A 26,159-nucleotide genomic window follows, 5' to 3' on the forward strand; every position below is an offset into this window, starting at 1 on the left:
CCTTGAAAATAAAATACCTACATTTTTCATTTTAACAGACTTCCATCCAAATGATAAGAATTCTCACTCTTATATATAAAAAAAAATACCTTCCGCCATCGCAGAAGGTATTTTTTTATGATGCTTGCTTTCCTTTTTCAGCGTCATCTACATACCAAATGAATTTGCCTGTATATCCGTAAATAACTGCCAAAATTAATGAAACAAAGCTTAACCACATAAACGGAACGTATGAGAACGTTGCTACACCTAAAATACCAGCCATAAAAATACCATTATCCGACCACGGAACCATACCAGATGTTAACGTTCCACCTACTTCTGAGTTACGCGCTAATACACGGCGGTCTATTTTTAATTTATCATAGCTATCTTCCATAATTTTCGGTGTTAAAATAAGTGAAACATACATAGCACAACCAAATATATTAGCTAAGAATGCCACGATTAATGTAGACAATGTTACATTACCTGCAGAATTTAATTTCTTCTCAAATTTTGATACGATTACTTTTAAAACACCTAGCTTTTCAAGTAGTCCACCAAAACCTAACCCGAAAATAATAACGGCTACTGAACCAAGCATACCGTTAATTCCACCACGGTTTAATAACTTATCGACAAACTCGACACCAGATTGAATTGAGAATCCGTTATACGCTGTTCCAATCGCCTCTCCTAAGTTCATTCCTTGGAAAAGAGTTGCCCAAATTGCACCAATTAAAGCTCCCATTGCAATTGTTGGCATAGAAGGTTTCTTCATCGCTAATAGTGCGATAACAATGACCGCCGGAACAAGCATCCATATTTTAATATCAAATTCCTTTAATAAAGCTTCTTTTAAAAACTCTACTCGATTCAAATCTACATTATCGCCGCCATACATCCAACCAGCTACAGTAAACATAATGCTAGTAATAATGTAAGCCGGAACATCTAATACGAGCATAGCTCGAACGTGAGCAATAACATCTACTTTCGCCATAGAAGCTGCAAGAACTGTACTATCAGAAAGTGGTGATAATTTGTCGCCGAAATAAGCTCCTGAAAGAACTGCACCAGCAACAAGTGGAAGTGGTAAGCCAAGTCCTTCACCAATCGCCATCATAGCAATACCTGCTGTTCCTACTGTTCCCCATGATGTTCCTGTCGCGATAGAAGTTATCGAACAAATAATTAATGTTGCTAATAAGAATATGCTAGGGTGAATAAACTCTAATCCATAATAGATTAATGTTGGTACAACGCCACCAGCAATCCAAGTTCCAATTAAAGCACCTACTGCAACTAAAATCAGTATTGCTTCTAATCCGTTAGAAATCCCTTTCGTAATTGCATCTTGCAATTCTTGATAACGAAATCCTAATCTTAATCCAAGCGCAATTACTAAAAACCATGAAATAAATAGCGCTAATTGAATTGGGAGATCAAAAATCGTTTGGAAGGAAAAGACAACAGCAAGAAATAGTAATAAAAGAACTATGATTTCTAGCATCGATGGTAATCTTACACTTTTCATTTTTTTCTCTCCTTACAAGTCGATAACATGACGTATGTTGTCTTACATGTATGTAATATACAATTAGCGAAGACAAAACAAAATTTTCATATTATTTCGATTTATTTTTCCAGTATAATATATTGGACACCTTTTCTATTGTAAAAGTAGATGTTACTTTTCGCAATGGAAAATATAAAAAATGTTACATTTTTATTTAGATAGAACAATTCAAGAATAACTTTTTTAATATTTGCCACAATAAGATTTTTTACTATTATCCTCACCTTTCAAGGACTACCATTTTTCTCCACAAAAAAAGCACACATCATTAAAATGATGCATGCTCCACTTTTATTTATACATATTTTGTATTTCGTCTTTATTTTTAAGTATTTCAGCAAACTTATCGCTACAACCTTTCGGAAATAACACTCCGAGTCCATATGAATGCTCAAACTGAAAATGAGGGTGCTTCGCTTTAACTTCTTCCCAAAATTTATACACGCCGAAGTCTCGAGTTTTAACTTCAATATCATGAAATAAAACAATACCGTTATCCGCAAGTTTCGGTAACCATGTTTTATAATCATGAGAAACTGCTTCGTACGTATGATAGCCATCAATATGCAACAAATTTATCATTCCATCTTGAAATCGATCCACAGCCTCGTCAAAAGTAGAGCGAATTAAATTACCTATATTAGGATAACTCATATTTACTACTTTACTTACTATTTGAAAAACACCTTCCCCATATGGACCTGTATGCTCATCTCCTGTCCAAGTATCTACAGCAAAACATTTTGTATCTAATCCTTCATCTTTTGCCCCTTGACAAAAACTGAAAAAGGAAGCCCCTAAATGTGTACCTAACTCAACTAATACTTCTGGCTTTTCAAACCTTACTAAATCATATGCGAAATCTAAATGCCCAACCCACGCCGTATTCGCCCGAATAAAATGACTATAATTATCAAATTCAAATGTTGGTTTATGGGTAACCCAGCTCATCACATATCTCCTTCTACATATATTTTTAGCAAATCAAATTACTCTTATCTTTATTTTTTTATCCTCTTGATTATGATTTAATTTTATAATTTTACCTTGCTTTATTTAACGTACTTCCTTGTATTGTAGACCTAACTACACCTCATACAATTTCCACTTAAGAAAATCAGAAATTTCAATTTATACTCCCCCATTCTGTGATATATTGCATATTGTATCCAATATATACTTTGGGGAGGAGGACTATATACCTTATGGATCCAAATCGATTAAAAGGAATTATAATGGTCATAATCGGCGCTTGTTTATGGGGGTTGTCAGGAACAGCAGCACAACAACTTTTTCAATCCGAAAACGTTTCTGCTGAATGGTTAGTTACCATTCGTCTGCTTATATCCGGAGTCATCTTGCTCATTATTTCATCATTCGGAACGAGTAGAAAAGAGATATTCGGCATCTGGAAACAAAAATCTGATGCTAATAAAATGATTTTGTTTGGCCTATTCGGTATGCTTGCTGTACAGTACACGTATTTTGCTTCTATTAAAGAAGGAAATGCCGCCGTTGCAACATTATTGCAATATTTAGCTCCTATATTTATTACTGTATACTTACTTTTCAAATGGAGCGTTCGTCCATCAAAAATTGATTTTATTTCAATTACACTTTCATTAGTAGGGACTTTTCTATTACTAACAAACGGGTCTGTTCATAATTTGGCTGTTTCTACACCAGCTATCGTTTGGGGCATTTTATCTGGATTATCTCTCGCATTTTATAGCTTATATTCAAAGGAATTGTTAGAAAGATGGTCTTCATCCGTTATCGTTGGATGGGGCATGATTATTGGGGGTATTGGTGTAACGATTCTACACTTTATTTCTACAAACGAATTCATTTTATTATCGACTATGAAATATGTAAAACTAAGTACCCTACCGCTCATCACATTTGTCGTCATTTTCGGGACACTCATTGCATTTTATTTATACTTAGACAGCATACGATACCTTACTCCGAAAGAAACGACATTATTCGGTTGTACTGAACCACTCGCAGCTATTATTTCTTCTGTACTTATATTGCACGTACCGTTTCAATCTTTTCAGCTATTAGGGGCTTTTTGTGTCATTGTAATGGTGCTCATATTAAGCCCAAAACCGGATGAAGGGAAACCGAAATTAAAGCTTGTGAATGCGAAAAAGAAAAATATACAGTGAAAGGATTGAATTCACTATGCCTGTCCCTCAAAATTATAAAAAACCAGGAAGAGTTTCAGCAAAATCAATCGTTTTAAATCAACTACAAGATTGGATTATTGAAGGTGTACTGCAACCTGATGAAAAAATAAATGATGGGGAATTGGCGGAAGCACTAGGGGTTAGCAGAACACCTGTTAGAGAAGCTTTGCAAATATTAGAGCTTTCTGGGTTAGTCGAAATGATTCCCGGTCAAAAAACGAAAATTACTCCTATTAAATTTGAAGATGTATCTATCATTTATGAGACGATGGCTGGTCTTCACTCACTTATAGGAAAACAAGCACTACAAAAAATTACTGACGCTGATATTACACTACTTTCCGGGATAAATGATGCTTTTCAAAAATCTATCAATGAAAAAGATTCAAAACAAGCTTTAGATCTAGATATTCAATTTCACAATACCATCACCTTTATTGCTAAAAATCGATATATTGAACCTTTTCTAGAAAATATGCAGCTGCACGTTTTACGCCTTGAATATTTATTTTTCCAAAACTTTGTTCCTGCGAGTCAGTCTATTGCAGAACATCACTCCATAATTCAAGCCCTACAAAAGCAAGATGAAAAACAAATGGAACAAATGATGTCTCAAAACTGGCTCCGTCCAATGAAAGAAATACAAAAAATGATTTCTATGAAATAATAATAGAGCTGGTTACACAAAAACGTAACCAGCTCATCTTTTATTAATCTATATAGCTATGCCTGAATATCTGCATAATCTTCCATGTCTTCGTACTCTTTTTCCAGTTCCTCTAAAGACAGCTCGTATAATTGTCGGTCACGAATCTTAAACACACCTGCTCCAATTAACTCATCAATTAAATGCCTCTTACGATTTTCAACAGCAAAACGGAGTTGACTACTCATCTTTTAAAAAACTCCTTTCTACGATCATTGAAAATGATAATCTTTATCAATTACCACTTTTGATTATAAAAGATGACTCTTTATAAGTAAAGTAATTTCATGAAATATTTACCTTACAAAGTATTTGTGGCCACATTATATATATGTATGTCGTGCGAAAAATGTTATGACACTTTTTCTTATCCTTTTTCTTTCATACTTTGCAAGTTGTCTCACTATGATTAAATTCACCATCAATTTCTACTTGAATGGTGACATGTTCTACATGAAACTTCTCTTTTAATACATCCGTAGCCTCTTTTAATACACTTTGCGTTTCACTACCTTTAATAATCAAGTGGCAAGTTAATACTTGAAAATCCGATGTAACAGACCATATGCGCAAATCATGAACTTCTTTTACAATCGTAATATTTAATAAAGTACTTTTTACCTCTTCAACATTTATGTGTTGTGGTGCACCTTCCATTAATATATGAACCGTATCACGTGTTACACGCCATCCACTAATAATGACTAAAATAGACACAAGAATACTAGCAATCGCATCTGCAGCAGTCCATCCGAAAAATTTAATAAATAGCGCAGCAATAATCGCTCCGACCGATCCTAATAGATCGCCTAATACGTGTAAGAAAGCACTTCTTAAATTCAAATTCCCCTTCACATCTCCGCCTCTCATTAATATCCAGGCTGATAAAATATTAATAAGTAGACCAAGTACTGCAATAATAAGCATCCCATTACTAGCAATCTCAACTGGTTCTTTAAAACGGCGAATTGCTTCAATAAAGATGTATACTGAAATAACAATAAGAACGACACCGTTACATAATGCCGCTAACATTTCGACTCGCTTATACCCGTATGTTTTTGCCGTTGTTGCTGTTTTTTCTCCAAGCTTGAACGCAAGTAAACTTAACGCTAAGGATACTGCATCACTTAACATATGTCCCGCGTCAGATAATAGCGCTAAACTATTTGTTACAAATCCGCCAATAACTTCAGCAATCATAAAGCTTGTCGTTAATAGGAAGGCAATTAATAACGCTTTTTTATTTTTTGAATGACCGTGATCATGTGAATGTCCCATACTTATACTCCTCTAAGTGCAATATCTGTATGTTAGTATGAAACAAACTCCCCATCTTTATCCCGAATTAACGGGCAGTAAGACTCCCACTTCAAAATTCTGTTAGAACAAAGAAGTTAGGTGGGAGCCCTGCTGCCCGTAAACGCCCGATTGGTGAAGGCTAATAATCAGTGGGGAAGAACAATACCCCCACCGATTAAAGTTTCACTTTATCCCGCTTCCTCTGTATACACACTTCGCTACTTTTCAAACAAGTCCTTTTTCTCAACAAAAAATAAGACTACTTCTTTTTCAGCTTCATATTGTTTACTAATGAAAGAAATTTGAAGGAGGTTATTGAATTGAAACGACTATTCCTCTGTATGGAGCGTGAACTTGTTGTAGTGAAAAAACAAAATGGTAACTATGAAACCACATATCACTTACAAGATATGCAACCTACTTGTATTACAGTTGATCCATTTCAAAAGAATCGTGTATATTGCGGAACATTCGGACGAGGTTTATGGTTAAGCGATGATGGCGGGGATTCTTGGAGGCCAATTGGGGACTCTTATCGTTACTTTGATTTTCCGAAAGAAGATGGTATTTTACATTCTTCGATCACTTCCATTACAATAAGCCCGAATGAACAAGTTAACGGATATGGCGTCGTTTATGTAGGTACAGAACCTAGTGCTTTATTCCGTTCTGAAAATGGCGGTGAAACGTGGTTTGAACTTAAAAATATGAAATCATTATTATCTTCCTATACGTGGGCTTTCCCGCCTAGACCTTTTACCCATCACGTACGCTGGATTACAGTTGATCCAAACAATCCAAATACAATCCACGTTTCAATCGAAGCTGGTGCTGTTATTCAAAGTAATGATAGGGGGCATACTTGGATTGATAAAAAATTCGGTGCTCCTATCGATGCTCATCAATTACTGATGCACCCTGAAGCCCCCGATCGCCTTTATGCATCATGTGGTGACGGATTTATGGGCGGACCTGACCGTGCATATCTCGAAAGTTATAACAGTGGAAACAGCTGGGTTTCATGTAGCGAAGGACTAGAGCATCATTATTTATACAGCATGGCTATCGATCCGGCTGATTGCAATACACTTCTCGTTTCTGCCGCACCGAGTGCTGATCTCGCTCATCACCGTATTCCTTATGAATCTTATATATATCGAAAAACGAAAGATACTCCGTTCCAGCAAGTACAACAAGGTCTACCTTCTGCAATCGGTACAGTCATTTCGATGCTTGCTACAAATCCCTTTGAGCCTCATACGTTTTACACATTAAATAATGATGGCGTGTTTCAATCCGTTGATAGCGGAGAAACATGGGAACAATTAACCATTCCATGGAAAGAGGAATATAAAACACAGCATCCCCATGCGTTACTCGTTACTAGTTCTTAACGAAAAGAGACTGCCTAGTTATTTCAGGCAGTCTCACTTTTTATTTCTTTAAGTCAATCACAATATCATCTAACACTATATCTTTACTCTTCGCTTCTTTTTTCGGCACTTCAATTTTTTTCTCTTTCCCATTAACATACTCCACCCCACCATGATTTTCAGGTGTATGAACTTGCAAGTGCACGTGAGGTGTAATGATAAGCTTTGTGGCATTTTCGTTTAACTTTTGGAATGTAGCACTCCATCGAATATTGTAAGGATCTTTGCCACTTCCCCCATTTCCTTCACCCGAATAATCATTCCCTAAATCATCCTTAACCGTCAATTCAACATCTACACTATCCCATTCTTTCCTCGCCCCCTTAGAAACTTCTTGATTGTAATAAAGAATAAATGAAACCGGCGACATTGCGACCTTTTCCATATTTGCTTTTATACCTTCTTTTTCCGAACTTCCACCAATTGTTCTCTCTTTACTATCCACTGATTTTACAGTTAACACGAAATTCCAATTTCCTTGTATTGATTTTTTCTTATCTGGCATCTCTATTCTCTCTATATTCCATCTAAAGTTTACTTTGTCCTTTTTATTACTATCATGGTGCGTCGTTGTTACCATACCTACATACTTTTTTTCAGTAACTTTAGTCATTTTTCCACTTCCTGAACTCCCATGAGCGTCCATTATATCCAATCCGCCTAATATGATAGGATCATCCCCTAAGTCTTGCTCACTTTCCAGTGAATACGTTATAGATACTGTTCTGCCCTCAGAAATTACATCATTAATTGTAACCTTAACCCCATTACTCTCCCTCGTCATATTCAACTCAGTCGAAAACTCTTTATAATTTTCATATAACCCTGTTCTACCATCATCTAAAAATCGGAATATGTCACCTACAATTGGCAATCCTCCAGCATATGTAGGAAATCCGATACCGAGTGTTGCAACTGATAATCCTACTAAAATAGATGCAGCAGCAACACCCTTCTTCCAACTTTTCATCTTTTTCTTCGTACGTATCGATTGTTTTAAATTACGCTTCACTTTTTCTTTTTCAATTTCAGAAGCCTCAATTTCCTCAAGTTCTTTTTCATCTATATCAATATCATTTAATAGTTCATAAATGTCTTTCATATTGCACTACCTCCAAAACTAATATTCGTAGCATTTTGTTGTAGTTTCTTTTTCCCCCGGTACACACGATTATCTATTGCCGCCCTGGTTAATCCTAATTTCTCTCCGATTTCTTCTGTCTTCATACCGAGTAGATATTTCATAATGAACACTTTTTGATCTAACGGTTCTAATTGATTAATAAGCTTCAATAATTCTTCCCTATCTTCCATAACGATTAATTCGTCTTCTGCCGATTTTTCCGTAGTTATATGAAACTCATCTGAAATGATTTCTACTTTTTTAGTCGCTTTCCGGTAATAATCAATTGCCTTAAACTTTGCAATCGCTGCAATCCATTTTTTAAAATCACTCGGCTCTCCATGAAACTTATTTGCGTTATTCCAAATGGAAAGAAATATATCATTTACACATTCCTCTATCAATCCATCATTTTGAACTGGAAGAAGTACTTTGTGCGTTATCCCCTTTATGAGCGGTAAGTATGTATCGACAACAAATTCTAGCGCATCTTCTTTTTGCCGCTGTAATCTTTTTATAAAATTTTTCTCATTTGATTTCATGTAGCGATTCCCCTTATTTTTTTGTAAAAGCTTTTACACCCTATATAACGTTTTGGAAATTTTTTTCTCTCATCTTTTTTTATTTTTTGTATGTAATGGGATACTTTTCCTTAGCCATTGTCTCATATAAATATAAGCTTGAAGAAAATTTTCTCAAGTCTGTAATTCAATTAGTGTAGTACACTATTTATGCAGACACTCTTTAACCTGGTGTACATTTCATTTAATTAATCTACTTTTATAATTTTAAATTAGGAGATGAGATATGTATGTGTGGAATTACAGGTTGGGTAGATTGGAAAAAGGATCTTTCAAATCAACATGTTATTTTAGAAAAGATGGCAAATAGTATTCAGCATCGTGGTCCTGATGCTGAAGGATTTTGGTTTTCTCCTCGTGCGGCCTTTGCACACCGACGTTTAATTGTTATTGACCCAGAAGGCGGGACGCAGCCGAAGACATTTCGTGCTGGTGATTATACGTATGCTCTTACTTATAATGGAGAAATTTATAATTTTCGTGAGCTGAGAGAACAGCTTCGAAAATGTGGTCATGCATTTGAAACGCATTCAGATACAGAAGTATTACTACATGCTTATTTAGAATGGAAAGAAGACTGCGTACAACATTTAAACGGAATTTTCGCTTTCGCCTTATGGGATGATCAGAAGCAACAACTGTTTTTAGCACGTGATCATTTAGGCGTAAAGCCACTCTTTTATACAGAAAGAAATGACAGTATTATTTTCGGATCTGAAATAAAAGCATTATTAGCTCATCCATCTGTTCCTGCTGAAATTGATGCGGACGGCATAAATGAAATATTTGGATTAGGCTTATTTCGAACTCCAGGATGTGGCGTCTTTAAACATATTCAAGAAGTGCGTGCTGGACATTCTATAACGTTTACACGTGATAAAAAAGTAGTTACGAAGTATTGGAATTTAGAAAGTAAGGTCCATACAGATTCAATAGAAGATACATCATCGCATATTTTATCTATTTTACAAGATACAGTAAAAAGACAATTAATTGCCGATGTTCCTCTCGTTTGCATGTTATCTGGAGGATTAGATTCTAGCGGTATTACTGCATTAGCGGGGAAAGAATTTGCAGTGGAAAATAAAACACTTCATACGTATTCCGTTGACTTTGTAAATAGCGCAAAAGATTTCGAGCTGACATTTGCTCGCACTGGCTTAGACGCTCCTTGGGTAAAACGTGTTTCTGAACATGTAGGGACATCGCATCATGATATTATTGTGAATGCTGAAGAATTAGCAAATCACTTATTCGTTCCCCTTCGTGCAAAAGATTTACCGAGTGCCGGTGAAATGGAAACTTCACTATATTTACTATTTTGCGAAATGAAAAAAGATGCAACCGTGGCTTTATCTGGGGAGTCGGCCGATGAAGTATTCGGGGGATATCCTTGGTTTCATCAAGAAGAACTATTATATGTAGATAAGTTTCCGTGGTTAACAAACTGGAAAAACACATCTTCTCTATTATTAAGCGACGTAACAACTCAATGTAATCCTGAGCATTATATTAATAAAAGATTCCATGAAGCTGTTCTTGAAGTCCCTACTCTTGAAGGTGAAAATAAAAAAGCAGCGAAACAACGTCAAATGTTTTATTTATTTTTAACCCGATTCCTTCCGTTCTTACTCGACCGTAAAGACCGCATGAGTATGGCTGTAGGATTTGAAGTTCGTGTACCGTTTTGCGATTATAGATTAGTTGAATATTTATGGAACGTTCCTTTCAACATAAAAAGCATTGATAATATTGAAAAAGGCATTTTACGTAGAGCACTGAAACCTGCTTTACCTGACGATGTACGCAATAGAAGAAAAAGTGCTTATCCAACTTCACAAGACCCACATTATTTACAAACGATCCGTAATTTATCACTCGACATGTGCAGTAATAAAAACAATCCTATTTTCTCACTTATTAATCATTCCACATTACTTGCCATTGCAGATCAAAGTAATAAAGAAATTAACAATTTTGAAGCAAGAAGTGCTATGGAATACATGCTTCAAGTAAATGAATGGTTAAAAACGTATCACATCCATATCGCGTAACAAAAAGGAGTTCAAGGATAAAAACCTTGAACTCCTTTTATATTAATTAGCGCATTGTTTATTTTCAGTGTCAATGGACCATCCAATAATTGTGGCACAATCTCTACCTTTCCACTGCAGTACATTTGTTAATACCGGTTCAATCTGCAAGCTATTTCCGTCGTGCAATATTTCTACTAAAGATTGATCATCATCAAACCTTCGTTTATCACACTCTAAAATACCGTCCGTTGCCATTACAATGTGATTCATTCCTTTTTCTAATCCCCTTACACCTGACGTAAAGCAAGGTGTATTCGCTGCAAAAATATTTTTCCTACCAATATATTCATAATTCTTCCGTTTATTTAATCGCCCTTTTCCATTCTTCGTTTTCTCAGAATGGAATAAATATGCGAAACAATCACCAACTGATAGCCAATATAAAAATTCGCCTTTTCGTAAACAAATTAAGCATGCAAGTTCCTCATCATCTTGATCACATTTTTCAATAAACAGCTTATCTGTAAATAACGCTAACAAGTACATATGCGTATGATGAAAAGCTAAATGTATAGGATATGAAAACAACTCTTTTAGTTTTTCTTTTCTTTCTGAAATCGCTTCTATTATATAATGTATATTTTTCGTTTTGTGATGTGTATCAAAAATCATAACAAATTCAAATTGTAATTCAGGATCCCACCAAGCAAGCACTGCATCTCCTCGTTCATATGCATCACTCTCTTGATTTCCCCCATATACGCCAACTGAAAGAGGACCACATTTTTCAACATGTATTTCATCTACATACATCTGTTCATGACTCATCCATTTGAATGTATTCACAGCTATCATCCTCTCTCTTGCTAAATGTATACCTTTACACATAGATTACCTTATATTTCAATAAAAATAAACTTTTGCAACATTTTTTATCCAAATAAAAGGATTTTATTTCTATATTCACGAATATATCTTACTATACGATATAAAAATAGGGGGATTTATCATTATGAAAGACATCAATCAATACTGGGAGAGCATTTATTATCACTTACGATATGAATATGAAGACAACCTTTCCCACCAAGCTATTCGTATTTTACAAATCGTTTCTCGTGAGAAAGATATAACAATTGGAAAAATTGCTTCTGAACTTGGTTTATCTCATAACACAGCGTCCGAACATGTAAAACGCCTTATTCAAAAAGGATTTATCATTAAAGAAAGAAACAAACAAGATGAAAGAGTTGTGAACCTTACATTAACGAAAGAAGGCATTGAAATATTAGAAAAGCATACTTTACTAGATAAAGAAAAGATAAAAATATTAGAACCACAGTTATCGAAAGAAGAACAACAATTAATTGAAAAAGCTTTTTCGTTATTAGCGCAGGAGGCAAAATATGCATTTCCTCGTTAAAGTAATCGTTTCGGCACTTATTATCGGCGTTATTACTGAAGTCGCTAAACATTATAGTACGATAGGCGGCTTTATTGCTGCCCTTCCTCTCGTAAGTTTACTGAGCCTATTTTGGATTTCTTTCGAAGGCGGGAATAAACAAGAATTGAGTCAATTTGCTTTAGGTGTATTATATGGATTTCCCGCATCCGCACTACTATTATTTATTGTTTATATCGGTTTAAAGAACTCCTTTTCACTTAGTACATCTATACTCTTCGGCATATGTGCCTGGTGTATCGTCTTTACTTGCCAAAAAGTATTTCAAGCTTAGGGGGAATTACTATTAATAGATCAGTAGAGATATTTGGACAAACTGTAGAAGTATATATGAAAGGTAGCAGTAAACAAACTGTAGTCATTCAAACAGGAATGGGATGCTCATTTTATGATTGGCTTCCTATTATAGAAAAGCTTTCACAAAAATTTACAGTCATTTCATATCATCGCCCAGGTTACGGAAAAAGTGAGCTAGGAACTAATCCACGTACAACAATGCAAGTCGTAAAAGAACTACATATGTTACTACATAAACTAGATATTTATGAGCCAATCATTTTAATCGGTCATTCCTATGGAGGTTTATGCGCACAACATTTTGCAATGTTACATGAAGATAGGCTGCAAGCACTTCTTTTAGTTGATTCTACTTCCATGAACTTACACCGATTAGATGAACTGCATTTACCGGTTTCTGATCAAACTGATTCTGATGATATGTGGCTACAAAAATATCATACCTACTCCAACATGGATGCAGAAGCACTTTATAATGAACTAAAATCTATGCTCGTCAATACAACAAAACAGCATATCAAATTTTCTACATCTCCTTCATTATATAAAGCGATAGCTTCTGAACTGTCCGAGTGGAAAAATTGTGCTCGCTCAATAAAAAAACAAAATAAAACATTAGAAATACCATTAATCGTTATCGGTAGAGATCCTCAATATTCTATTGCACAATTGATTGAGGGCGGTATGCCAAAAGAAGAAGCTACACAACTTGAAGATATGTGGCAAGAACTTATTCGTGAACAATTAAATCTCTCAATAAACAGCCAGTACATTTTGGCTGAAGATGCTGGTCACGGTATAGAAAATGATCGCCCAGATACTATCATTGAAGCCATTCACTCATTGTAAATAAAAAAAGGAAGCAACTAAAGCTGCTTCCTTACTTATCTATTCATAATCTTCTTCGTCATCATCAACTTCTTCATAATACGAACTCCCATTGCTTACATATATAGGACCATTCGCAACATCAATACGTAGTACCCATGCCCATGGCACAGCTAAACGTTTATGTATTGCTCTCCAAAAATTCATTGATTTTCTTTCGTACTCCTGGAACTCCTGAAGTAACTCTTTATAGGAGGAACCGTCTAACTGAATATTTGCTTCTAATAAACGAGAATGGGCATAGTACTGTAACTCTAGTTCAGCAGCAATCTCCATTTCTTCTTCCGTTGCCATACCTATAATTGCTCCATCTGCTGGTGCGATTTCATATACGTTGTGAACTTCAATAAGCCCTTCTTTCTCTTTCTCAAACATGTAAACAGCCTCCTTTAACCAATATTTTTTATGTTACAAAGTCATACTTCTACAATACTTTCTCTCTTTCCTCTTTTTTTGATAAACTTTTACAAAATGTTTATCCCGCATTAACGGACAGTAAGACTCTCACCTCAAACTTCGGCGAATACGAGGAAGTTAGGTGGGAGATCAACTGCCCGTAAAAGCCCGATTGGTTCAACTAATAATCAGTGGGGGATGAACCTCCCCACTGATTAAAGTTTCACTTTATCCGATGACCTGTTTTCTCCATTCTTTCAGCAGAAATGAAACGATTATTATCAAAAGTTAATTTATACACATCAGGCATATGAAGTGTTTTCCAAAACTGAAAATCATATTTCAAATCAAAATAATTCATTAGTAATACCATAATATTCCCATGAGTACCTATTACAATATTCTTACCTTTATATTTTCTTAATATACTTTGCATACATATTACAGCACGCCTTTGCGCTATATTACTTGATTCCCCGCCTTCGTATGAAAAAGTCCAGTCTTCCCACACTTTCTGAATAGCATCGTTAAAATCTGTTACTGGCTCTTTACTTAATAACCTCTCTCTTAAATCTTCTTCCAGTTGTATTGATAAATTATATGTATTCGCTATCCCTTGCACGGTTTGAATCGCCCTTTTGTACGGGCTAGAGATTACAATATCAATATGTTTATCTTTTAATAAACGTGTTACATTCTCTGCATCACAATACCCTTTATCAGATAAAGGCCGTTCCCGTTCTTCTTTTGTATATGTAGAGTGGGCATGGCGAACGAAATATATTGTCGTCATTTTTCAACTTCCTTTCTTATTTTCAATTTATATTCAATGAGGTAAATAAGAAATCCTGTATCATAAAAAGAAAAGGACACTTTCTAAAAAGCGCCCTTGTTTACATAATAAAATTATTTCATTATAATTTCCTTCTAAACTCTTCATTTGTTACAGCGTCTTGTATAAAATAATCTATATTATTTCTCAATTTTTGGTATGCAACTTGATCTTCTATATCGTTAAACATAATTACAACTTCTACCTTATTCCCCTTCTTATCTGTAGTATACAGACTTTTTGTCAATACGAATGCGGTAGAGCCACCTTTTTGCCCAGCAAATTCTAACTTACTATTATTAACTGTTCCTTTGAAAATATTCTCGATTTCTTCTTGCATTGATTTTGGAAAATAATTTCTACTATTTATCTTGTCCATTATACTCATATAATCTTTAGCGTTTGCACCCACTAATCGATCTGACCAAATCCGCTGAAATTCCATATCTACCTTTAATGGGATATCCCGTTTTTTCCATTCTTCTTCATCTTTCATCCATTCATGAATTTGTAACACATGTTTATTATATTCATCCTTTGACATGTTACGTATCATTTCTAACGATTGATTTTCTGGCTCATGAAGCTCTTTTTCTACATACCCTCTCATATATAGTGAAGCAGTATACGAAGAGAACTTGTCATGACTAGTAAGCTCTAACTCTTTTATACTTTCATTTACTCTTTCTATTCCAAGCTTATCTAACAAATATGTTGTATTTGCATTAGAACTATAATGAATCATCCCTTTAGCGACTTCTTCTAAAGCGATCTGTCCATTTTTCACTAATTCTCTCGCTTTGGCATCTTCTAACCAGTCTGGATGCGCTCCGCCATCAGTGTTTTTAACGTAATATTTTTCTAGCTCATGCAATGAAATTTGTTCATCTCGACTTATTTTTCCTTCTGACACTTGTTTAGCAAATTCAACAGCTATTACGATCTTTGCCGTACTCGCTAATGGCAATTTTACATTTTCATTTATAGATGTTAATACTTCCCCATTTTTTCTAATTAGTAATGAACATGTTTTATCATCTTTATGTTCTTTTATGTACTTTAATACATAATCAGGATCTTCTTTTGACAAATAGTACTTCATAATAACAAAGAAAGCTATAACGGCTACTATAATGACTCCTGCAACAATTCCTATAATCTTTAATATGTTCACAATATGCCCCCTCTAGAAATTCCCTTCTATATAATAATTATAGCGAATTGAATTACAAAATTAAACAAAACAGAGTAACTCTTCCTAAAATAGAAAGAGTTACTCTATTTCACATGATGTTATTTGTTCGTTTAACGTAACGATTATATTTGAGTCGTGACTTTCTTTAACGCTATTTAGTCGATTTGAATTAGGAGGATCAATTACAACTGACTCCTTAATTGGTCCTCCTAATTTTTCTGCACTTACACTGTATCGTATGAAAAACATGTATGTGCCTAATCATTCACATAACAAAAAAACATGCCTTCATGATGAGAGCATGTTTTGTGATATCCTTCACATTGTTTCGTTAAAAAATAAACGTTTACTTACCATGATGTAACATTAAATCACTTAATTCTTCTTCAATGTGATTTAATTTCGCAACGCATTCTTTCCATTTATGAATATAACGTGAAACCCCAACGAAAAATAAAACGATAATTGTAGAAAGAATAATACCATACACGATTGCTACAGTACTCATAGTTACACTTCCTTATAATTAGTAATGTTGTTATTAGTTATATTTTTATTATAAACCTTTTTCTTTTAAAATACTTCGATTTCAACTTTTTGTAACAAAATTGATTTTTCTAATATTTCGTTCATAAAAATGGCATATTTTTCACAAATTATACAAAACTTCACCATATGTACTATTACCATATGAGTTATATTGTTAAATAGGATAAAGTGAAATTTTAGTCAGTAAGGGGTATCTATCCCACACTGATTATTAGCCCGCACCAACCAGGCTTTTACGGACCGTTACTGTGGGATAAAGGGGATGAAATACTATGACAACTTGGTTTATTGTAATGTTAGTTGTATTTGGGGCATTTAAAATTATCGTTTCTAGCCTTCCTAACTCTGTTATTGAATCCATTATTAGCAAGTACGAAACACATCCACAACTTGAAGAAGAGAATGTGACTGTTACAATCAATGGAAATAACTTAGAAGGCGAAAAGAAATCCAAAATTATTCATGATTTTAACGAAGGTTTATTTTTAGACCGCTATTATGCACCACCACACAATGAGGGCACTCCTTTAATTATCAATGCAAAACGTGGCAAAAAAGATTTTATCTTTTATATTTATAGTCATGAAGAACATGTCGACGTTGTAAAGCAATATAAAAAGAAGGTAGTTGCTTATAGTTTACGCTCTAAAAACCTTCAAAATACTGATATATTCGTATCAGCTGATTTAGCTTAATACTCATATATTAGAAAAAGGAATCCATATGTCTACGGATTCCTTTTTTCCTATACATGTTAAGTCAATTCTACACATTCCATTGTAAGTGAATATACATTTTTATATCCTGCTATGCTAAGCTTTTTCTGTAATCGATCCGTATCCTCTTTCAAGGCGTGTACTAGCACCGTATGTTCTGGTAATAATTTATTTAACATCGCCTTAACATCACTTATACTTTGATGAACCTTATACGGAACTCGTCCCACTCTACATCCTATACCTACCTGCTCTTTCATAACCTTTTCTGCAAAACTCCCTTTAGCAGTATGTCCCGTAAAGATAATAGAATTTCGTTCTTCCTGCCGAAGTTGTTCATAATATAACTGCGCTCGTTTCGTTTGCATATTCGCATCACTCATTACAACTATTCCGCAACTATTTTGCATACAAATGTCATTATCCATAACTATTATGTTTTCTTTTAAACTTTCCATAATCCACTCAAGTTCTTCATTATTTTTTATCCAACCTTTGTATATGAACATCTCTTCAAATCCAACCAATATTTCTTTATCTACTATAATTGGAAGTTCTTTATATCTTTCATATAAATACAATACGATATCTTGCGCCCTACCTAGTGGGGGCAATGGTAGTAATGCTATCCCTTTATTTTGTGCAACTCGTTCAATTTCCGCACATAGTTCGTCTATCCGTTCATTTTGCGAAACATCATCAGTGTGATAAGCAGCATCTACGATTGCAATTTTTATATCGCGATACAATTTCTCAGGTAAATTAGCTCGTAGTATATTAGACTCTGCTGAATAATCACCAGAATAAAATACGTACGTATCACACATATCTACTAAAAACCAAACAGCTCCTAATACATGCCCACTATACCCCCATTGAAACCGCAATGTAGGAGTAACCTGTATCCATTCATTTGGATTACTCATCTCATCAATACATACATAATTTAAATCTTTAATATTTTGATCGTTATACGGTAAATTCCGCCCTTGTGTCAGATTGTAGTCTCTCCATTTCCCATAATAAGTTGGAAGTTGCTCCTTCGTATAACGAGTCGTCCAAATTTTTTTCTTATATCCATACTTCGCTAATAAAGGTAAACCCATCGTATGATCTTCATGAATATGTGATAAAAATACCGCATCTAAAAATGGAACAATTTCTCTCTCTATTTTTGGATAACTATCCACATATGATCGATTAATACCACAATCAAATAATATTTTTGTCTCCTTATTTTTTATAAAATAACAAGAGCGGCCGTATTCTCCTGCTCCTCCCCATACTTCCATCCTCATCATGCTACCCCTTTTCGTTTTTGCTCCATATGTTGCAGAAGTAATAAGCATATTGTTGTAAGTCCAACAGAAACAACGGCCATCGCCATTCCTATAGATACTTCCCCTTGTTCAAATTGAGCAAAAATAAACGTTGCTGACGTTTCTACTGATGGAGGTAGTACGAGAAGCGACGCTACTAAGAGCCTGTTTATAGTCTTATAAATATGTTAGGATGTATGCAAAAACAGGAGATGAGTGTATGTCTTATCCAAGTGATATCAGCCGTGAAAAATTCGAGATCATTCGTGAGGAACTAGAAACGTTTAGCAAACGCACAAGTCCGCGAAAGTATGACCTTTATGATGTGTTCAATGCACTACTCTATGTTCTGAGTACAGGCTGCCAGTGGCGTGCTTTACCAAAAGATTATCCCAAATGGCAAAATGTTTACCGCTACTATGCAAAATGGAGTAAATCCAATGCCGAAGGTAGTAGTCTATTAGAGACCTTATTAAAAAAATTGTTGGGCAAATAAGGGAAGCAGTGAATCGCCCCAAAAGCTCTAGCTTTAATATTGTCGATGCCCAAAGTGTTAAGAATGCAGATACGGCTGAACAAAAAGGTTATGATGGTGGTAAGAAAGTTTCTGGTATTAAACGACATATCAGTGTAGATATTCTTGGATTTCCCCATGCAATCCATGTTACCACTGCCAATGTCACAGATCGAAAAGGCGCACTCGAAATGTACGAGCAATATCCTGAATTGAAAGAAACCATAGAAGCCATCCTCACGGATGGTGGGTACACAGGAGAAAAGTTTCAAAAAGAAATTCAAAAGCTATTGAATGCTGAAGTACAAGTTGCCAAGCGGTCCGAATTGCATCAATTTCAAGTGATCCCTAAAAGATGGATCGTAGAGCGCTCATTTGCTTGGTTAGAAAAATACAGACGATTGTTCAAAAATGTAGAGAGAAAACTAGAAACAAGTAAACAAATGGTTGTCCTAGGATTTCTCGCTATTTTAATAAAAAGATAAGACTATAAACAGGCTCTAACTCTCTTATCGAAATCGTAAATGTCATCGCCCACCCAGCAAGAATTCCTGGAATAATAAGAGGCAATATTATTTTTCTAAAAATATAAATATAATTCCCAGAAAAAATGCTTCCCGCCTGTATAAGAGAATCATCAATTTGTCCGAGCGAAGCTTTTACATACTGCACCGTATAAGGTAGAAAAAGAACCACATACGTTACGATAACCATGACAGGTGTATTGTAAATTGATATAGGCATATATGGTGAATTCCAAAATAAAATAAGCCCTACAACCATCACTATTCCTGGTACCATATTCGGTAACATACCGCACATATCAAGCCCTTTTTCAGAGGGATTTTTCCCCTTTCGAATCATAAGTGCTAAAAAGACTCCAATAATTACAGCAACAATCGCTGTTACGAGTGAAAACAGAAAACTGTTCCATAAAGCTTCTAGTCCTGGAGACCCAATTGTAAACAATGCCTCATAATGGCTTATTGTAAAGTTATTTACATGTAAGCCACCGCCTCTTAATTTTGATAACGACGCAATCAGTATAGAAAAGTATGGGATTCCAATTGATACTATTAATAAACCAATTACATAAACCCACGCTACAACACGTGTAACTATAGACAAAGTATACCTTTTAGATTTCACACCTTTTCCACTAACCATTGCATATGAATATTTTCGATTTAATACATTTTGCATATACCAAATGAGCATACACGCACTAAGTAATAAAGAAGACAATGCTGTTGCACTACTAAAATCAATCGGCCAACTCGAAATAAATTTATGAATTTCTGATGTTAGCACATGGAACCCTATTCTCCGCCCAAATGTAGCCGGCGTTCCAAATTCAGCAATCGTCTTTACGAAAATGAGTAAAGCACCCATTACATAACTTGATACTAATAACGGCAATATGATTTTTCTTAAACGATAGAAGAAGCTTCCGCCATGAACTGCTGCTGCTTCTTCTTTACTACTCCCAATCTGAAGTAACGTATTTTTCAACATGAAATAAAGGAATGGGAATAAATGCAGACTCATAATTAAAACCATACCTCCTAAACTAAAAAACGAAGATGAAATCGTCTTTAGCATCGGAAAAAACTGTTCGAAATAGCCGTTCGGTTGCATGAACAAAATCCAGCCCATTGACCCAATATACGGCGGCGTCATAAATGGAATCATAAAAACAATATCCAACTTACTATACTTTCCTACATCTGTTTTGCTCATAATGAACGCTAATGGAAATGCAAATATGGTAGCTCCTATTACTACAAGTACCCCGAGAAGCATCGAGTTTAGAAAAATCCCAGCTAATCCACCACTCTGCATCACTTCAAAAGGCTTTGAAAAATTCCAACTACTATTTTCATATACACTAGAAAGTAAAATGAGAAAAAGCGGAATGACGATTAACATCGCCACAAGTAACAACGCTACCGTCATTCCAACTTGTCTTACTGATACGAATCGATTTACCATGTAATCACCATCTTATTGAAATACTTTCTTAAACTGTTTTCCTATTTCATCCTGTTCTTTCTCAACTGTTTTCCAATCAATATTTAATACTGGAATCTCTTCCACATTTGGTCTATTTTCAGCTTTTATATCTGTTCTACCTGGCAATAAGTACGCTTTAGAAACTTGTTTTTGCACATCATCTGATAATAAATAATCAATAAACTCTTTTGCACCTGCTACATTTTTACTATCCTTCATAATGCCTGCCGCACGTGGACTAATGACTGTTCCGCTTTTTGGATATACGATATCCACAGGTTCACCCTTTGCTTTTGCACTGTACGTCATATAATCAACACCCGCAATTACCATATCTTTCGCACCTGTTACAACTGGATCTAACGCTTCTTGGTTTGCCCCCGCTACTGTAACTTCATTTTTCTTAAGCTGTTCAAATAACTTCCATCCATCTTGTCCATTCTTTTTCACGTATCCTGTTACAAAGTCTAAAGCCGAACCTGAAAGTGCTGGATCTGGAAGATTCACTTTGCCTTTCCATTCTCCTTTCGTTATATCGCTCCAATCTTCAGGCGCTGTCTTCACATTTTTTGTGTTGTACACAATTCCTAATGCTGAAGCACTATACCCGAAATAATGTCCTTTATCATCCGACCATTCTGGACGAAGCTTATCAGCTTGTTTCGCTTCTTTATAAGCTAACGTTTGACCATCTTTCTTTAATCCTTCCATCGCTGGTAAAGAAGCGAGTACGACAACGTCAACGACTGGATTTTTCTTTTCAGCTTCCATTCTCGCTAAAATCTTACCAGTTGTTCCTTGAAACATTTCCACCTTTATACCGCTTTTCTTTTCAAAGTCCTTTTGAATTTTTTCTGCTAACCCTTTTGGCCCTGCACTATATACAACAATTTTCTTTTCATTAGTATTTTTATTTTTTGCATCTACATTACCTGTCTTTGAGCTACAACCTACTACTACAGCAGAAAATAGTAAAGTGCATACAAATAAAGACTTAAGCGAACTGAATTTCTTCATACGATTCTCCCCCTATATGATGAATACATTTTTTGGGTACATGTAACGATACCGGTTTACCGACGCTTAGCTTACTGTTGTGATAAGCTGTCCATACACCTAATGTCCCCATATTTACTTTTACTTCATAACGTTCTCCTACATAAGTAACGTGCTGAATTTCACCTGTATACGTATCGCACACTTCATTTTTTGTCCAGTTCACGTGCTCTGGACGAATCATTTGTTTATTCTCTACAAGCCAATTTGCCTTACCAACAAATTTTGCAACAAATTCATGAGACGGTTTCACATAAATATCTTCTGGTGTTCCTTTTTGTAATACTTCTCCTTGCTTCATAACAATAATTTGATCTGACATTGACATAGCTTCTGTTTGATCGTGAGTTACATACAATGCCGTTAAACCAATGGAATGAACGATATCCATAAGTTCTAATCGCATTTCTTCTCGCAAAATTGCATCAAGTGCACTAAGCGGTTCATCGAACAAAATAAAATGAGGTTTTGTTACAATTGCTCTAGCAAATGCGACACGTTGCTGCTGTCCACCTGAGAGTTCATGCGGATACCTTTTCTCCATACCTTGCAAACGAACTTGCTTTATCGCATCTTCTACCTTTTCTCTTAATTGATTCGTTTGCTTTGTAGCCCTTAAACCAAATGCAACATTTTCAAATACAGTCATATGCGGCCATAAAGCAAAATCTTGAAATACCATACCGATATTCCGTTCATGAGGAGATGTTTTTATTTTCTTTGTCGAGGAATACATGCACTTATCTCCAAAATATATTTCACCTTTATCTGGTTCTTCAAGCCCTGCAATCATTCTAAGTAAAGTCGTTTTCCCGCATCCTGAAGGTCCTAAAAGTGTAGTGAATTCGCCTTTTTTCATTACAATCTGTAACGGCTTTAAAGCCTGCGTTTTTCCAAATGCCTTTTCTAATCCATGAATTTTAATATCCATCGTTTCACCTCTCTCCCCTCATTCTTAACCTGCTTTCATTCTATCTGGAAGATTTATACTGAATGTTAATGTACTGTAAAGATTAAATTAAAAAATCTCTAATAAACTATTTATTTCTATAGATTTTTTCTATAGTTAGAAGAAAAAGGGGTCAACTTATCATGAATCTCTTAAAATTAGAAATTGTAGTGCTTATTAAGAAATACAAAAAGCTTACGATTGTTGCAGAAAAACTTGGTGTTAAACAACCTACTATTACCTTTCATATAAAAAGCTTAGAAGAGGAACTCGGTGTGTCTTTATTTGAATTACGTTCTGGAAGATATTTCTTAACAGAGGCTGGAGAGGCATTGCATCATTATGCTTGTAAAATAGATGCACTTATGAAAGAAGCTAGGCGGGTCACACAAGAGTTTAAAGATTTTAATAAAGGCGCTATAACAATTGGTGCTAGTTATGTACCAGCGACTTATCTTTTACCAGAAGTTGTACACCAATTTCAATGCGAATTTCCCAATATAAAAATAACACTCATGGTAAAAACAGCTCCTGAAATTCGAACGATGCTACAAAATCATGAAATTGATCTCGGGATAATTTCTGCTGCACCATTTGATGAACCACTTTTAAAACAAACGAATATAATACCTGATACACTTGTCCTTGCTTTTTCCAAAGAACATCATTTTTCTAAAAAAGAAAATGTATCCTTACAAGATATCGAGAAGGAGCGTATACTATTGCATCGTAACCCATCTACAACCCGAGATTTACTTACACAATGGACGTTAGCACATAACATTACATTCCAATCTGAAATTGAATTAGATTCATTAGAAACGTTAAAACAAATTTTAAAATATGGTAATGGTGTCGCCTTTATTTCTAAACTTGCTATTGAACAAGAAGTACAGCGAAATGAGCTATGCTATATACCGATCCCTGATTTTGAATTTCAGCGTAATATTTATACCATTCATCATGAGGACAGGTGGGATTCTAAAATAATTTCTTTTTTACTACATAGCATTACTTCTTTTGCAGAAAAAAATTAAAAGGCTGTCGTTATACACGACAGCCTTTTAAACTATAACTCTATTTATTTTTCTTTTCCTCAATTTTTACTTGTGCCTCTTCAGCCTTATCTAATGCTTCTGAAACTTTCTTCTCTTTTTCTTTTACATCATCTATACTATCCACAGCTTTAATCAATTTATCGATTCCTTCTTCATCTATCTTTTTTCGTTTCGCTACTCTTTCATTTACTTTTTCTTCAACATCTTTTGCTTTTTGAAGCATATTTTCTGCATTTGATTTCACAGCTTTCTCAAGTGCATCGTCTTTTTTCTTTTGTAACACTTCATTTGCAATGTCTTTCGTTTCTAAATACTTACCGTCTTTTAATGCTGTCGCACCGTGATCCAATAACTGAGCGACTTCTTTATATGCCTTCGCTTCATTTCCTGATTTCTCTTTTTCTGCTTTTTCAAACCACATAATCGCATCACTATATTTTTCATTTTTCAATGATTGCATACCTGTTTCAATATACGTGTCATAATTGCTACATCCAGTCATTACGACTAACAGAAAAAGCATAACAAAACTTAATTTTTTCATGATGTTTTCTCCTTTTCTTTGCCTGCTCACTTTACTTTAACATACATGAAAAAGAGTTTCAAAAACTAAAATACTAATTTGGTCATTTTTATTTTATTAAAATTTTCTTTTAAGCTGACACATTTACTTTTCTTTTCGCCATATGCTGCTTTACTCCAACTAATACAACTAACAATAATCCTCCACCTATTGTCATCATAACAATGCTAGTAGGTAATATATCTAATAATAATCCATATACAATCATACCGAGCGGTGCGATTGCAGTAGCAATTGTTTCAAGTAGGCCGAACACACGCCCTAAATAGCTCGGATCTGTCGTCTTTTGCATATGTACTTGCATCGGAATATTTACAATCATAATTGATATACCAGTTAACATCATAAAAGCAATATAGTAAATAAAACTTGCTACTTTCGGAATGGTAACTAACAACGGGAAAACTGTACATAAACTCAAACCCGCAAATAAAAACAGTCCACTATAAATAGAACGAAACAGATTATTCACTTCTTTACGCACTGATAAAGCAATCGCACCCATTAACATCCCGACTGCTAACATTCCCTCTACAGTACCGAGTTGCTTTGAAGATAAATGCAATGTATGGACGATAATGTATGGAAGTGCAACTGTTAGCCCACACGCAAAAAAGTTTACCCACAATGCTATTTTCATTAAACCATATATTTCATGCTGTCGTTTTACATATGAAAAACCTTCTTTTATACTCGTCAAGAAATGCTCTTTACTCTCAGCCACTTCTTTTTTATATAAATCAAATACAATAAATAATTGCAAAATAACCGCTAAAAAGAACGTAATACTATTTAACAAAAAGAACGACTTAATTGAAAAGAAACCAAATACAACTCCACCAATAATCGGACCTAAAATATTTGATAAAGAAGCTGCCGTTTGATTTAAAGCACTCGCTTTTTGAATACGCCCCTCATCTACTAAACTCGGAATAGACGAAGTTAATGCAACAGAATAAAAACTTGCACAAATTGATAATAATGCTGCTGAAATATAAATAAAAAGAAGTGATGGTCCAAATATAGTAGCAAGAATAAACATAATAAGCATCGTTAAGCTACTTAATAAATCAGTGCCAATGACAAGCCATTTTCGATTAACACGGTCTGCTACAGCACCTGCAATCGGACCACAGATCATCCTTGGAAGTGATCCGCAAACGAGCGTAGTAGCGAACCCCATCCCTGAACCAGTTGTCTTTAATACGTATAACCCCATTGCGAACGTATAAATACCTGCCCCTAGCAAAGACGTCATCTTTCCAATCATCATTAAAATAATATTTCTCGTTGCAATCTTCATTTTTGAATCATTTGGAACTATACTTACATCCCCCATTATGACACTCTCCCCTCAAAAGTTAAATTGTGTTAAACTTATTATATAATTAACTTTCA

At 34.9% G+C, this 26,159-nt stretch carries 27 protein-coding genes and 3 pseudogenes; 10 read left to right on the plus strand and 20 right to left on the minus strand.

Translation table 11 applies throughout. The features are described from left to right. Positions 1 to 115: 115 nt before the first annotated feature. A complete protein-coding gene (gene nhaC / locus ACP6L7_RS03625) occupies positions 116 to 1,519 on the minus strand; it encodes a Na+/H+ antiporter NhaC (RefSeq protein WP_097831584.1) in 1,404 nt (467 codons plus the stop codon). A 333-nt stretch (positions 1,520 to 1,852) separates the two neighbouring features. Further along, positions 1,853 to 2,512 carry a class I SAM-dependent methyltransferase gene (locus ACP6L7_RS03630; protein WP_097831585.1) on the minus strand — a complete coding sequence of 220 codons (660 nt, stop codon included), beginning with the start codon at positions 2,510 to 2,512 and terminating at the stop codon, positions 1,853 to 1,855. Positions 2,513 to 2,766: 254 nt separating this feature from the next. On the opposite strand from ACP6L7_RS03630, the gene ACP6L7_RS03635 reads away from it, so the two are divergent. Together ACP6L7_RS03635 and ACP6L7_RS03640 are read left to right on the plus strand one after the other, a co-directional pair. Continuing rightward, positions 2,767 to 3,732, plus strand: coding sequence for a DMT family transporter (locus ACP6L7_RS03635; RefSeq protein WP_097831586.1), 966 nt, complete (start codon positions 2,767 to 2,769; stop codon positions 3,730 to 3,732). 16 nt (positions 3,733 to 3,748) lie between these two features. After that, complete coding sequence (locus ACP6L7_RS03640) at positions 3,749 to 4,420, plus strand: GntR family transcriptional regulator (protein WP_097831846.1); 672 nt, start codon at positions 3,749 to 3,751, stop codon at positions 4,418 to 4,420. 56 nt (positions 4,421 to 4,476) lie between these two features. Here the strand turns inward: ACP6L7_RS03640 and fbpA are convergent, their stop codons facing one another. Together fbpA and ACP6L7_RS03650 are read right to left on the minus strand one after the other, a co-directional pair. Next, positions 4,477 to 4,647 (minus strand): Fur-regulated basic protein FbpA, encoded by a 171-nt coding sequence (gene fbpA, locus ACP6L7_RS03645; RefSeq protein ID WP_000098301.1) that lies wholly within the window; start codon positions 4,645 to 4,647, stop codon positions 4,477 to 4,479. A 193-nt stretch (positions 4,648 to 4,840) separates the two neighbouring features. Next, positions 4,841 to 5,740 (minus strand): cation diffusion facilitator family transporter, encoded by a 900-nt coding sequence (locus ACP6L7_RS03650; RefSeq protein ID WP_097831587.1) that lies wholly within the window; start codon positions 5,738 to 5,740, stop codon positions 4,841 to 4,843. 341 nt (positions 5,741 to 6,081) lie between these two features. On the opposite strand from ACP6L7_RS03650, the gene ACP6L7_RS03655 reads away from it, so the two are divergent. Further along, positions 6,082 to 7,155 (plus strand): WD40/YVTN/BNR-like repeat-containing protein, encoded by a 1,074-nt coding sequence (locus tag ACP6L7_RS03655; RefSeq protein ID WP_097831588.1) that lies wholly within the window; start codon positions 6,082 to 6,084, stop codon positions 7,153 to 7,155. A gap of 40 nt (positions 7,156 to 7,195) precedes the next feature. Here the strand turns inward: ACP6L7_RS03655 and ACP6L7_RS03660 are convergent, their stop codons facing one another. Together ACP6L7_RS03660 and ACP6L7_RS03665 are read right to left on the minus strand one after the other, a co-directional pair. Further along, positions 7,196 to 8,296, minus strand: coding sequence for a DUF4179 domain-containing protein (locus ACP6L7_RS03660; RefSeq protein ID WP_430528890.1), 1,101 nt, complete (start codon positions 8,294 to 8,296; stop codon positions 7,196 to 7,198). Further along, positions 8,293 to 8,859 carry a sigma-70 family RNA polymerase sigma factor gene (locus tag ACP6L7_RS03665; RefSeq protein ID WP_097831590.1) on the minus strand — a complete coding sequence of 189 codons (567 nt, stop codon included), beginning with the start codon at positions 8,857 to 8,859 and terminating at the stop codon, positions 8,293 to 8,295. Before ACP6L7_RS03665 ends, ACP6L7_RS03660 begins: the two co-directional genes overlap by 4 nt. 269 nt (positions 8,860 to 9,128) lie before the next feature. Between ACP6L7_RS03665 and asnB the strand changes: the two genes are divergently transcribed. Further along, entirely contained in the window at positions 9,129 to 10,952 is a 1,824-nt protein-coding gene (asnB, locus tag ACP6L7_RS03670; RefSeq protein ID WP_097831591.1) for an asparagine synthase (glutamine-hydrolyzing), read from the plus strand. Between the two features lie 42 nt (positions 10,953 to 10,994). On the opposite strand, the gene ACP6L7_RS03675 is transcribed toward asnB, so the two are convergent. After that, the gene (locus tag ACP6L7_RS03675; protein ID WP_097831592.1) at positions 10,995 to 11,822 is read right to left on the minus strand and encodes a PP2C family serine/threonine-protein phosphatase; all 828 of its coding nucleotides are present in this window, start codon (positions 11,820 to 11,822) and stop codon (positions 10,995 to 10,997) included. A 124-nt stretch (positions 11,823 to 11,946) separates the two neighbouring features. Here ACP6L7_RS03675 and ACP6L7_RS03680 point away from each other — a divergent pair, with 124 nt between their 5' ends. From ACP6L7_RS03680 to ACP6L7_RS03690, 3 genes are read left to right on the plus strand one after another with little or no spacing between them, the layout of a single operon-like run. Then, entirely contained in the window at positions 11,947 to 12,357 is a 411-nt protein-coding gene (locus tag ACP6L7_RS03680; protein WP_097831593.1) for a MarR family winged helix-turn-helix transcriptional regulator, read from the plus strand. Then, a complete protein-coding gene (locus ACP6L7_RS03685; RefSeq protein WP_097831594.1) occupies positions 12,341 to 12,670 on the plus strand; it encodes a DUF3147 family protein in 330 nt (109 codons plus the stop codon). Before ACP6L7_RS03680 ends, ACP6L7_RS03685 begins: the two co-directional genes overlap by 17 nt. Beyond that, positions 12,622 to 13,542: an alpha/beta fold hydrolase gene (locus tag ACP6L7_RS03690; RefSeq protein ID WP_141533458.1), complete on the plus strand. Its 921-nt coding sequence runs from the start codon at positions 12,622 to 12,624 to the stop codon at positions 13,540 to 13,542. The genes ACP6L7_RS03685 and ACP6L7_RS03690 overlap by 49 nt, the downstream gene beginning before the upstream one ends. 39 nt (positions 13,543 to 13,581) lie before the next feature. Here the strand turns inward: ACP6L7_RS03690 and ACP6L7_RS03695 are convergent, their stop codons facing one another. From ACP6L7_RS03695 to ACP6L7_RS03720, 6 genes and pseudogenes are all read right to left on the minus strand, one after another. After that, positions 13,582 to 13,956, minus strand: a complete 375-nt coding sequence (locus tag ACP6L7_RS03695; RefSeq protein ID WP_000461761.1) for a hypothetical protein — start codon at positions 13,954 to 13,956, stop codon at positions 13,582 to 13,584. A gap of 244 nt (positions 13,957 to 14,200) precedes the next feature. Next, entirely contained in the window at positions 14,201 to 14,770 is a 570-nt protein-coding gene (locus ACP6L7_RS03700) for a histidine phosphatase family protein (RefSeq protein ID WP_097831595.1), read from the minus strand. A 121-nt stretch (positions 14,771 to 14,891) separates the two neighbouring features. Then, entirely contained in the window at positions 14,892 to 15,983 is a 1,092-nt protein-coding gene (locus tag ACP6L7_RS03705; RefSeq protein ID WP_098361695.1) for a serine hydrolase, read from the minus strand. A gap of 99 nt (positions 15,984 to 16,082) precedes the next feature. Next, positions 16,083 to 16,241, minus strand: a pseudogene (locus ACP6L7_RS03710) (cupin domain-containing protein); the annotation flags it as partial. A 109-nt stretch (positions 16,242 to 16,350) separates the two neighbouring features. Further along, entirely contained in the window at positions 16,351 to 16,512 is a 162-nt protein-coding gene (locus ACP6L7_RS03715; RefSeq protein ID WP_016088490.1) for a hypothetical protein, read from the minus strand. 65 nt (positions 16,513 to 16,577) lie between these two features. Further along, complete coding sequence (locus ACP6L7_RS03720; RefSeq protein ID WP_002018064.1) at positions 16,578 to 16,694, minus strand: hypothetical protein; 117 nt, start codon at positions 16,692 to 16,694, stop codon at positions 16,578 to 16,580. A 131-nt stretch (positions 16,695 to 16,825) separates the two neighbouring features. Between ACP6L7_RS03720 and ACP6L7_RS03725 the strand changes: the two genes are divergently transcribed. Next, positions 16,826 to 17,248 carry a YfmQ family protein gene (locus ACP6L7_RS03725; protein WP_097831597.1) on the plus strand — a complete coding sequence of 141 codons (423 nt, stop codon included), beginning with the start codon at positions 16,826 to 16,828 and terminating at the stop codon, positions 17,246 to 17,248. Positions 17,249 to 17,307: 59 nt separating this feature from the next. Here ACP6L7_RS03725 and ACP6L7_RS03730 read toward each other — a convergent pair whose 3' ends face one another. Together ACP6L7_RS03730 and ACP6L7_RS03735 are read right to left on the minus strand one after the other, a co-directional pair. Continuing rightward, entirely contained in the window at positions 17,308 to 18,570 is a 1,263-nt protein-coding gene (locus ACP6L7_RS03730) for an MBL fold metallo-hydrolase (RefSeq protein ID WP_141533351.1), read from the minus strand. Then, positions 18,567 to 18,755, minus strand: a pseudogene (locus ACP6L7_RS03735) (iron ABC transporter permease); the annotation flags it as partial. The pseudogene ACP6L7_RS03735 and the gene ACP6L7_RS03730, both read right to left, overlap by 4 nt. Positions 18,756 to 18,808: 53 nt before the next feature. Here ACP6L7_RS03735 and ACP6L7_RS03740 point away from each other — a divergent pair. Next, positions 18,809 to 19,587 (plus strand): IS5 family transposase gene (locus ACP6L7_RS03740; protein ID WP_430528891.1). Its coding sequence is split into 2 segments (ribosomal slippage): positions 18,809 to 19,070 and positions 19,070 to 19,587, totalling 780 coding nucleotides; the frame shifts between segments, so codons are not numbered across the junction. On the opposite strand, the pseudogene ACP6L7_RS03745 reads toward ACP6L7_RS03740, so the two are convergent. The 3 genes and pseudogenes from ACP6L7_RS03745 to ACP6L7_RS03755 form a co-directional block, all read right to left on the minus strand. Then, a pseudogene (locus ACP6L7_RS03745) lies at positions 19,577 to 21,094 on the minus strand (ABC transporter permease); the annotation flags it as partial. The gene ACP6L7_RS03740 and the pseudogene ACP6L7_RS03745 overlap by 11 nt on opposite strands. 12 nt (positions 21,095 to 21,106) lie before the next feature. Next, on the minus strand, positions 21,107 to 22,132 hold the full coding sequence (locus ACP6L7_RS03750) for an ABC transporter substrate-binding protein (RefSeq protein ID WP_097831600.1): 1,026 nt from the start codon (positions 22,130 to 22,132) through the stop codon (positions 21,107 to 21,109). After that, entirely contained in the window at positions 22,110 to 23,102 is a 993-nt protein-coding gene (locus ACP6L7_RS03755) for an ABC transporter ATP-binding protein (protein ID WP_097831601.1), read from the minus strand. The genes ACP6L7_RS03750 and ACP6L7_RS03755 overlap by 23 nt, the downstream gene beginning before the upstream one ends. Positions 23,103 to 23,263: 161 nt before the next feature. Here ACP6L7_RS03755 and ACP6L7_RS03760 point away from each other — a divergent pair, with 161 nt between their 5' ends. Continuing rightward, on the plus strand, positions 23,264 to 24,157 hold the full coding sequence (locus ACP6L7_RS03760; RefSeq protein ID WP_097831602.1) for a LysR family transcriptional regulator: 894 nt from the start codon (positions 23,264 to 23,266) through the stop codon (positions 24,155 to 24,157). A 40-nt stretch (positions 24,158 to 24,197) separates the two neighbouring features. Here ACP6L7_RS03760 and ACP6L7_RS03765 read toward each other — a convergent pair whose 3' ends face one another. Beyond that, the gene (locus ACP6L7_RS03765; RefSeq protein ID WP_097831603.1) at positions 24,198 to 24,722 is read right to left on the minus strand and encodes a COG3014 family protein; all 525 of its coding nucleotides are present in this window, start codon (positions 24,720 to 24,722) and stop codon (positions 24,198 to 24,200) included. A 109-nt stretch (positions 24,723 to 24,831) separates the two neighbouring features. Continuing rightward, complete coding sequence (locus ACP6L7_RS03770; RefSeq protein WP_097831604.1) at positions 24,832 to 26,100, minus strand: MFS transporter; 1,269 nt, start codon at positions 26,098 to 26,100, stop codon at positions 24,832 to 24,834. Positions 26,101 to 26,159 lie beyond the last annotated feature (59 nt).

The organism is Bacillus silvicola (assembly GCF_050524305.1).
GTDB lineage: Bacteria > Bacillota > Bacilli > Bacillales > Bacillaceae_G > Bacillus_A > Bacillus_A cereus_AT.

Coding starts and splice junctions, on each gene's coding strand:
- ACP6L7_RS03720 (WP_002018064.1), bottom strand. CDS start 16,694: ATGGTAATAGTACATATGGTGAAGTTTTGTATAATTTGTGAAAAATAT.
- ACP6L7_RS03690 (WP_141533458.1), top strand. CDS start 12,622: ATGTGCCTGGTGTATCGTCTTTACTTGCCAAAAAGTATTTCAAGCTTA.
- ACP6L7_RS03665 (WP_097831590.1), bottom strand. CDS start 8,859: ATGAAATCAAATGAGAAAAATTTTATAAAAAGATTACAGCGGCAAAAA.
- ACP6L7_RS03635 (WP_097831586.1), top strand. CDS start 2,767: ATGGATCCAAATCGATTAAAAGGAATTATAATGGTCATAATCGGCGCT.
- ACP6L7_RS03725 (WP_097831597.1), top strand. CDS start 16,826: ATGACAACTTGGTTTATTGTAATGTTAGTTGTATTTGGGGCATTTAAA.
- nhaC (WP_097831584.1), bottom strand. CDS start 1,519: ATGAAAAGTGTAAGATTACCATCGATGCTAGAAATCATAGTTCTTTTA.
- fbpA (WP_000098301.1), bottom strand. CDS start 4,647: ATGAGTAGTCAACTCCGTTTTGCTGTTGAAAATCGTAAGAGGCATTTA.
- ACP6L7_RS03755 (WP_097831601.1), bottom strand. CDS start 23,102: ATGGATATTAAAATTCATGGATTAGAAAAGGCATTTGGAAAAACGCAG.
- ACP6L7_RS03685 (WP_097831594.1), top strand. CDS start 12,341: ATGCATTTCCTCGTTAAAGTAATCGTTTCGGCACTTATTATCGGCGTT.
- ACP6L7_RS03650 (WP_097831587.1), bottom strand. CDS start 5,740: ATGGGACATTCACATGATCACGGTCATTCAAAAAATAAAAAAGCGTTA.
- ACP6L7_RS03700 (WP_097831595.1), bottom strand. CDS start 14,770: ATGACGACAATATATTTCGTTCGCCATGCCCACTCTACATATACAAAA.
- ACP6L7_RS03640 (WP_097831846.1), top strand. CDS start 3,749: ATGCCTGTCCCTCAAAATTATAAAAAACCAGGAAGAGTTTCAGCAAAA.
- ACP6L7_RS03770 (WP_097831604.1), bottom strand. CDS start 26,100: ATGGGGGATGTAAGTATAGTTCCAAATGATTCAAAAATGAAGATTGCA.
- ACP6L7_RS03680 (WP_097831593.1), top strand. CDS start 11,947: ATGAAAGACATCAATCAATACTGGGAGAGCATTTATTATCACTTACGA.
- ACP6L7_RS03760 (WP_097831602.1), top strand. CDS start 23,264: ATGAATCTCTTAAAATTAGAAATTGTAGTGCTTATTAAGAAATACAAA.
- asnB (WP_097831591.1), top strand. CDS start 9,129: ATGTGTGGAATTACAGGTTGGGTAGATTGGAAAAAGGATCTTTCAAAT.
- ACP6L7_RS03660 (WP_430528890.1), bottom strand. CDS start 8,296: ATGAAAGACATTTATGAACTATTAAATGATATTGATATAGATGAAAAA.
- ACP6L7_RS03675 (WP_097831592.1), bottom strand. CDS start 11,822: ATGTGTAAAGGTATACATTTAGCAAGAGAGAGGATGATAGCTGTGAAT.
- ACP6L7_RS03715 (WP_016088490.1), bottom strand. CDS start 16,512: ATGAGTACTGTAGCAATCGTGTATGGTATTATTCTTTCTACAATTATC.
- ACP6L7_RS03695 (WP_000461761.1), bottom strand. CDS start 13,956: ATGTTTGAGAAAGAGAAAGAAGGGCTTATTGAAGTTCACAACGTATAT.
- ACP6L7_RS03630 (WP_097831585.1), bottom strand. CDS start 2,512: ATGAGCTGGGTTACCCATAAACCAACATTTGAATTTGATAATTATAGT.
- ACP6L7_RS03730 (WP_141533351.1), bottom strand. CDS start 18,570: ATGATGAGGATGGAAGTATGGGGAGGAGCAGGAGAATACGGCCGCTCT.
- ACP6L7_RS03750 (WP_097831600.1), bottom strand. CDS start 22,132: ATGAAGAAATTCAGTTCGCTTAAGTCTTTATTTGTATGCACTTTACTA.
- ACP6L7_RS03765 (WP_097831603.1), bottom strand. CDS start 24,722: ATGAAAAAATTAAGTTTTGTTATGCTTTTTCTGTTAGTCGTAATGACT.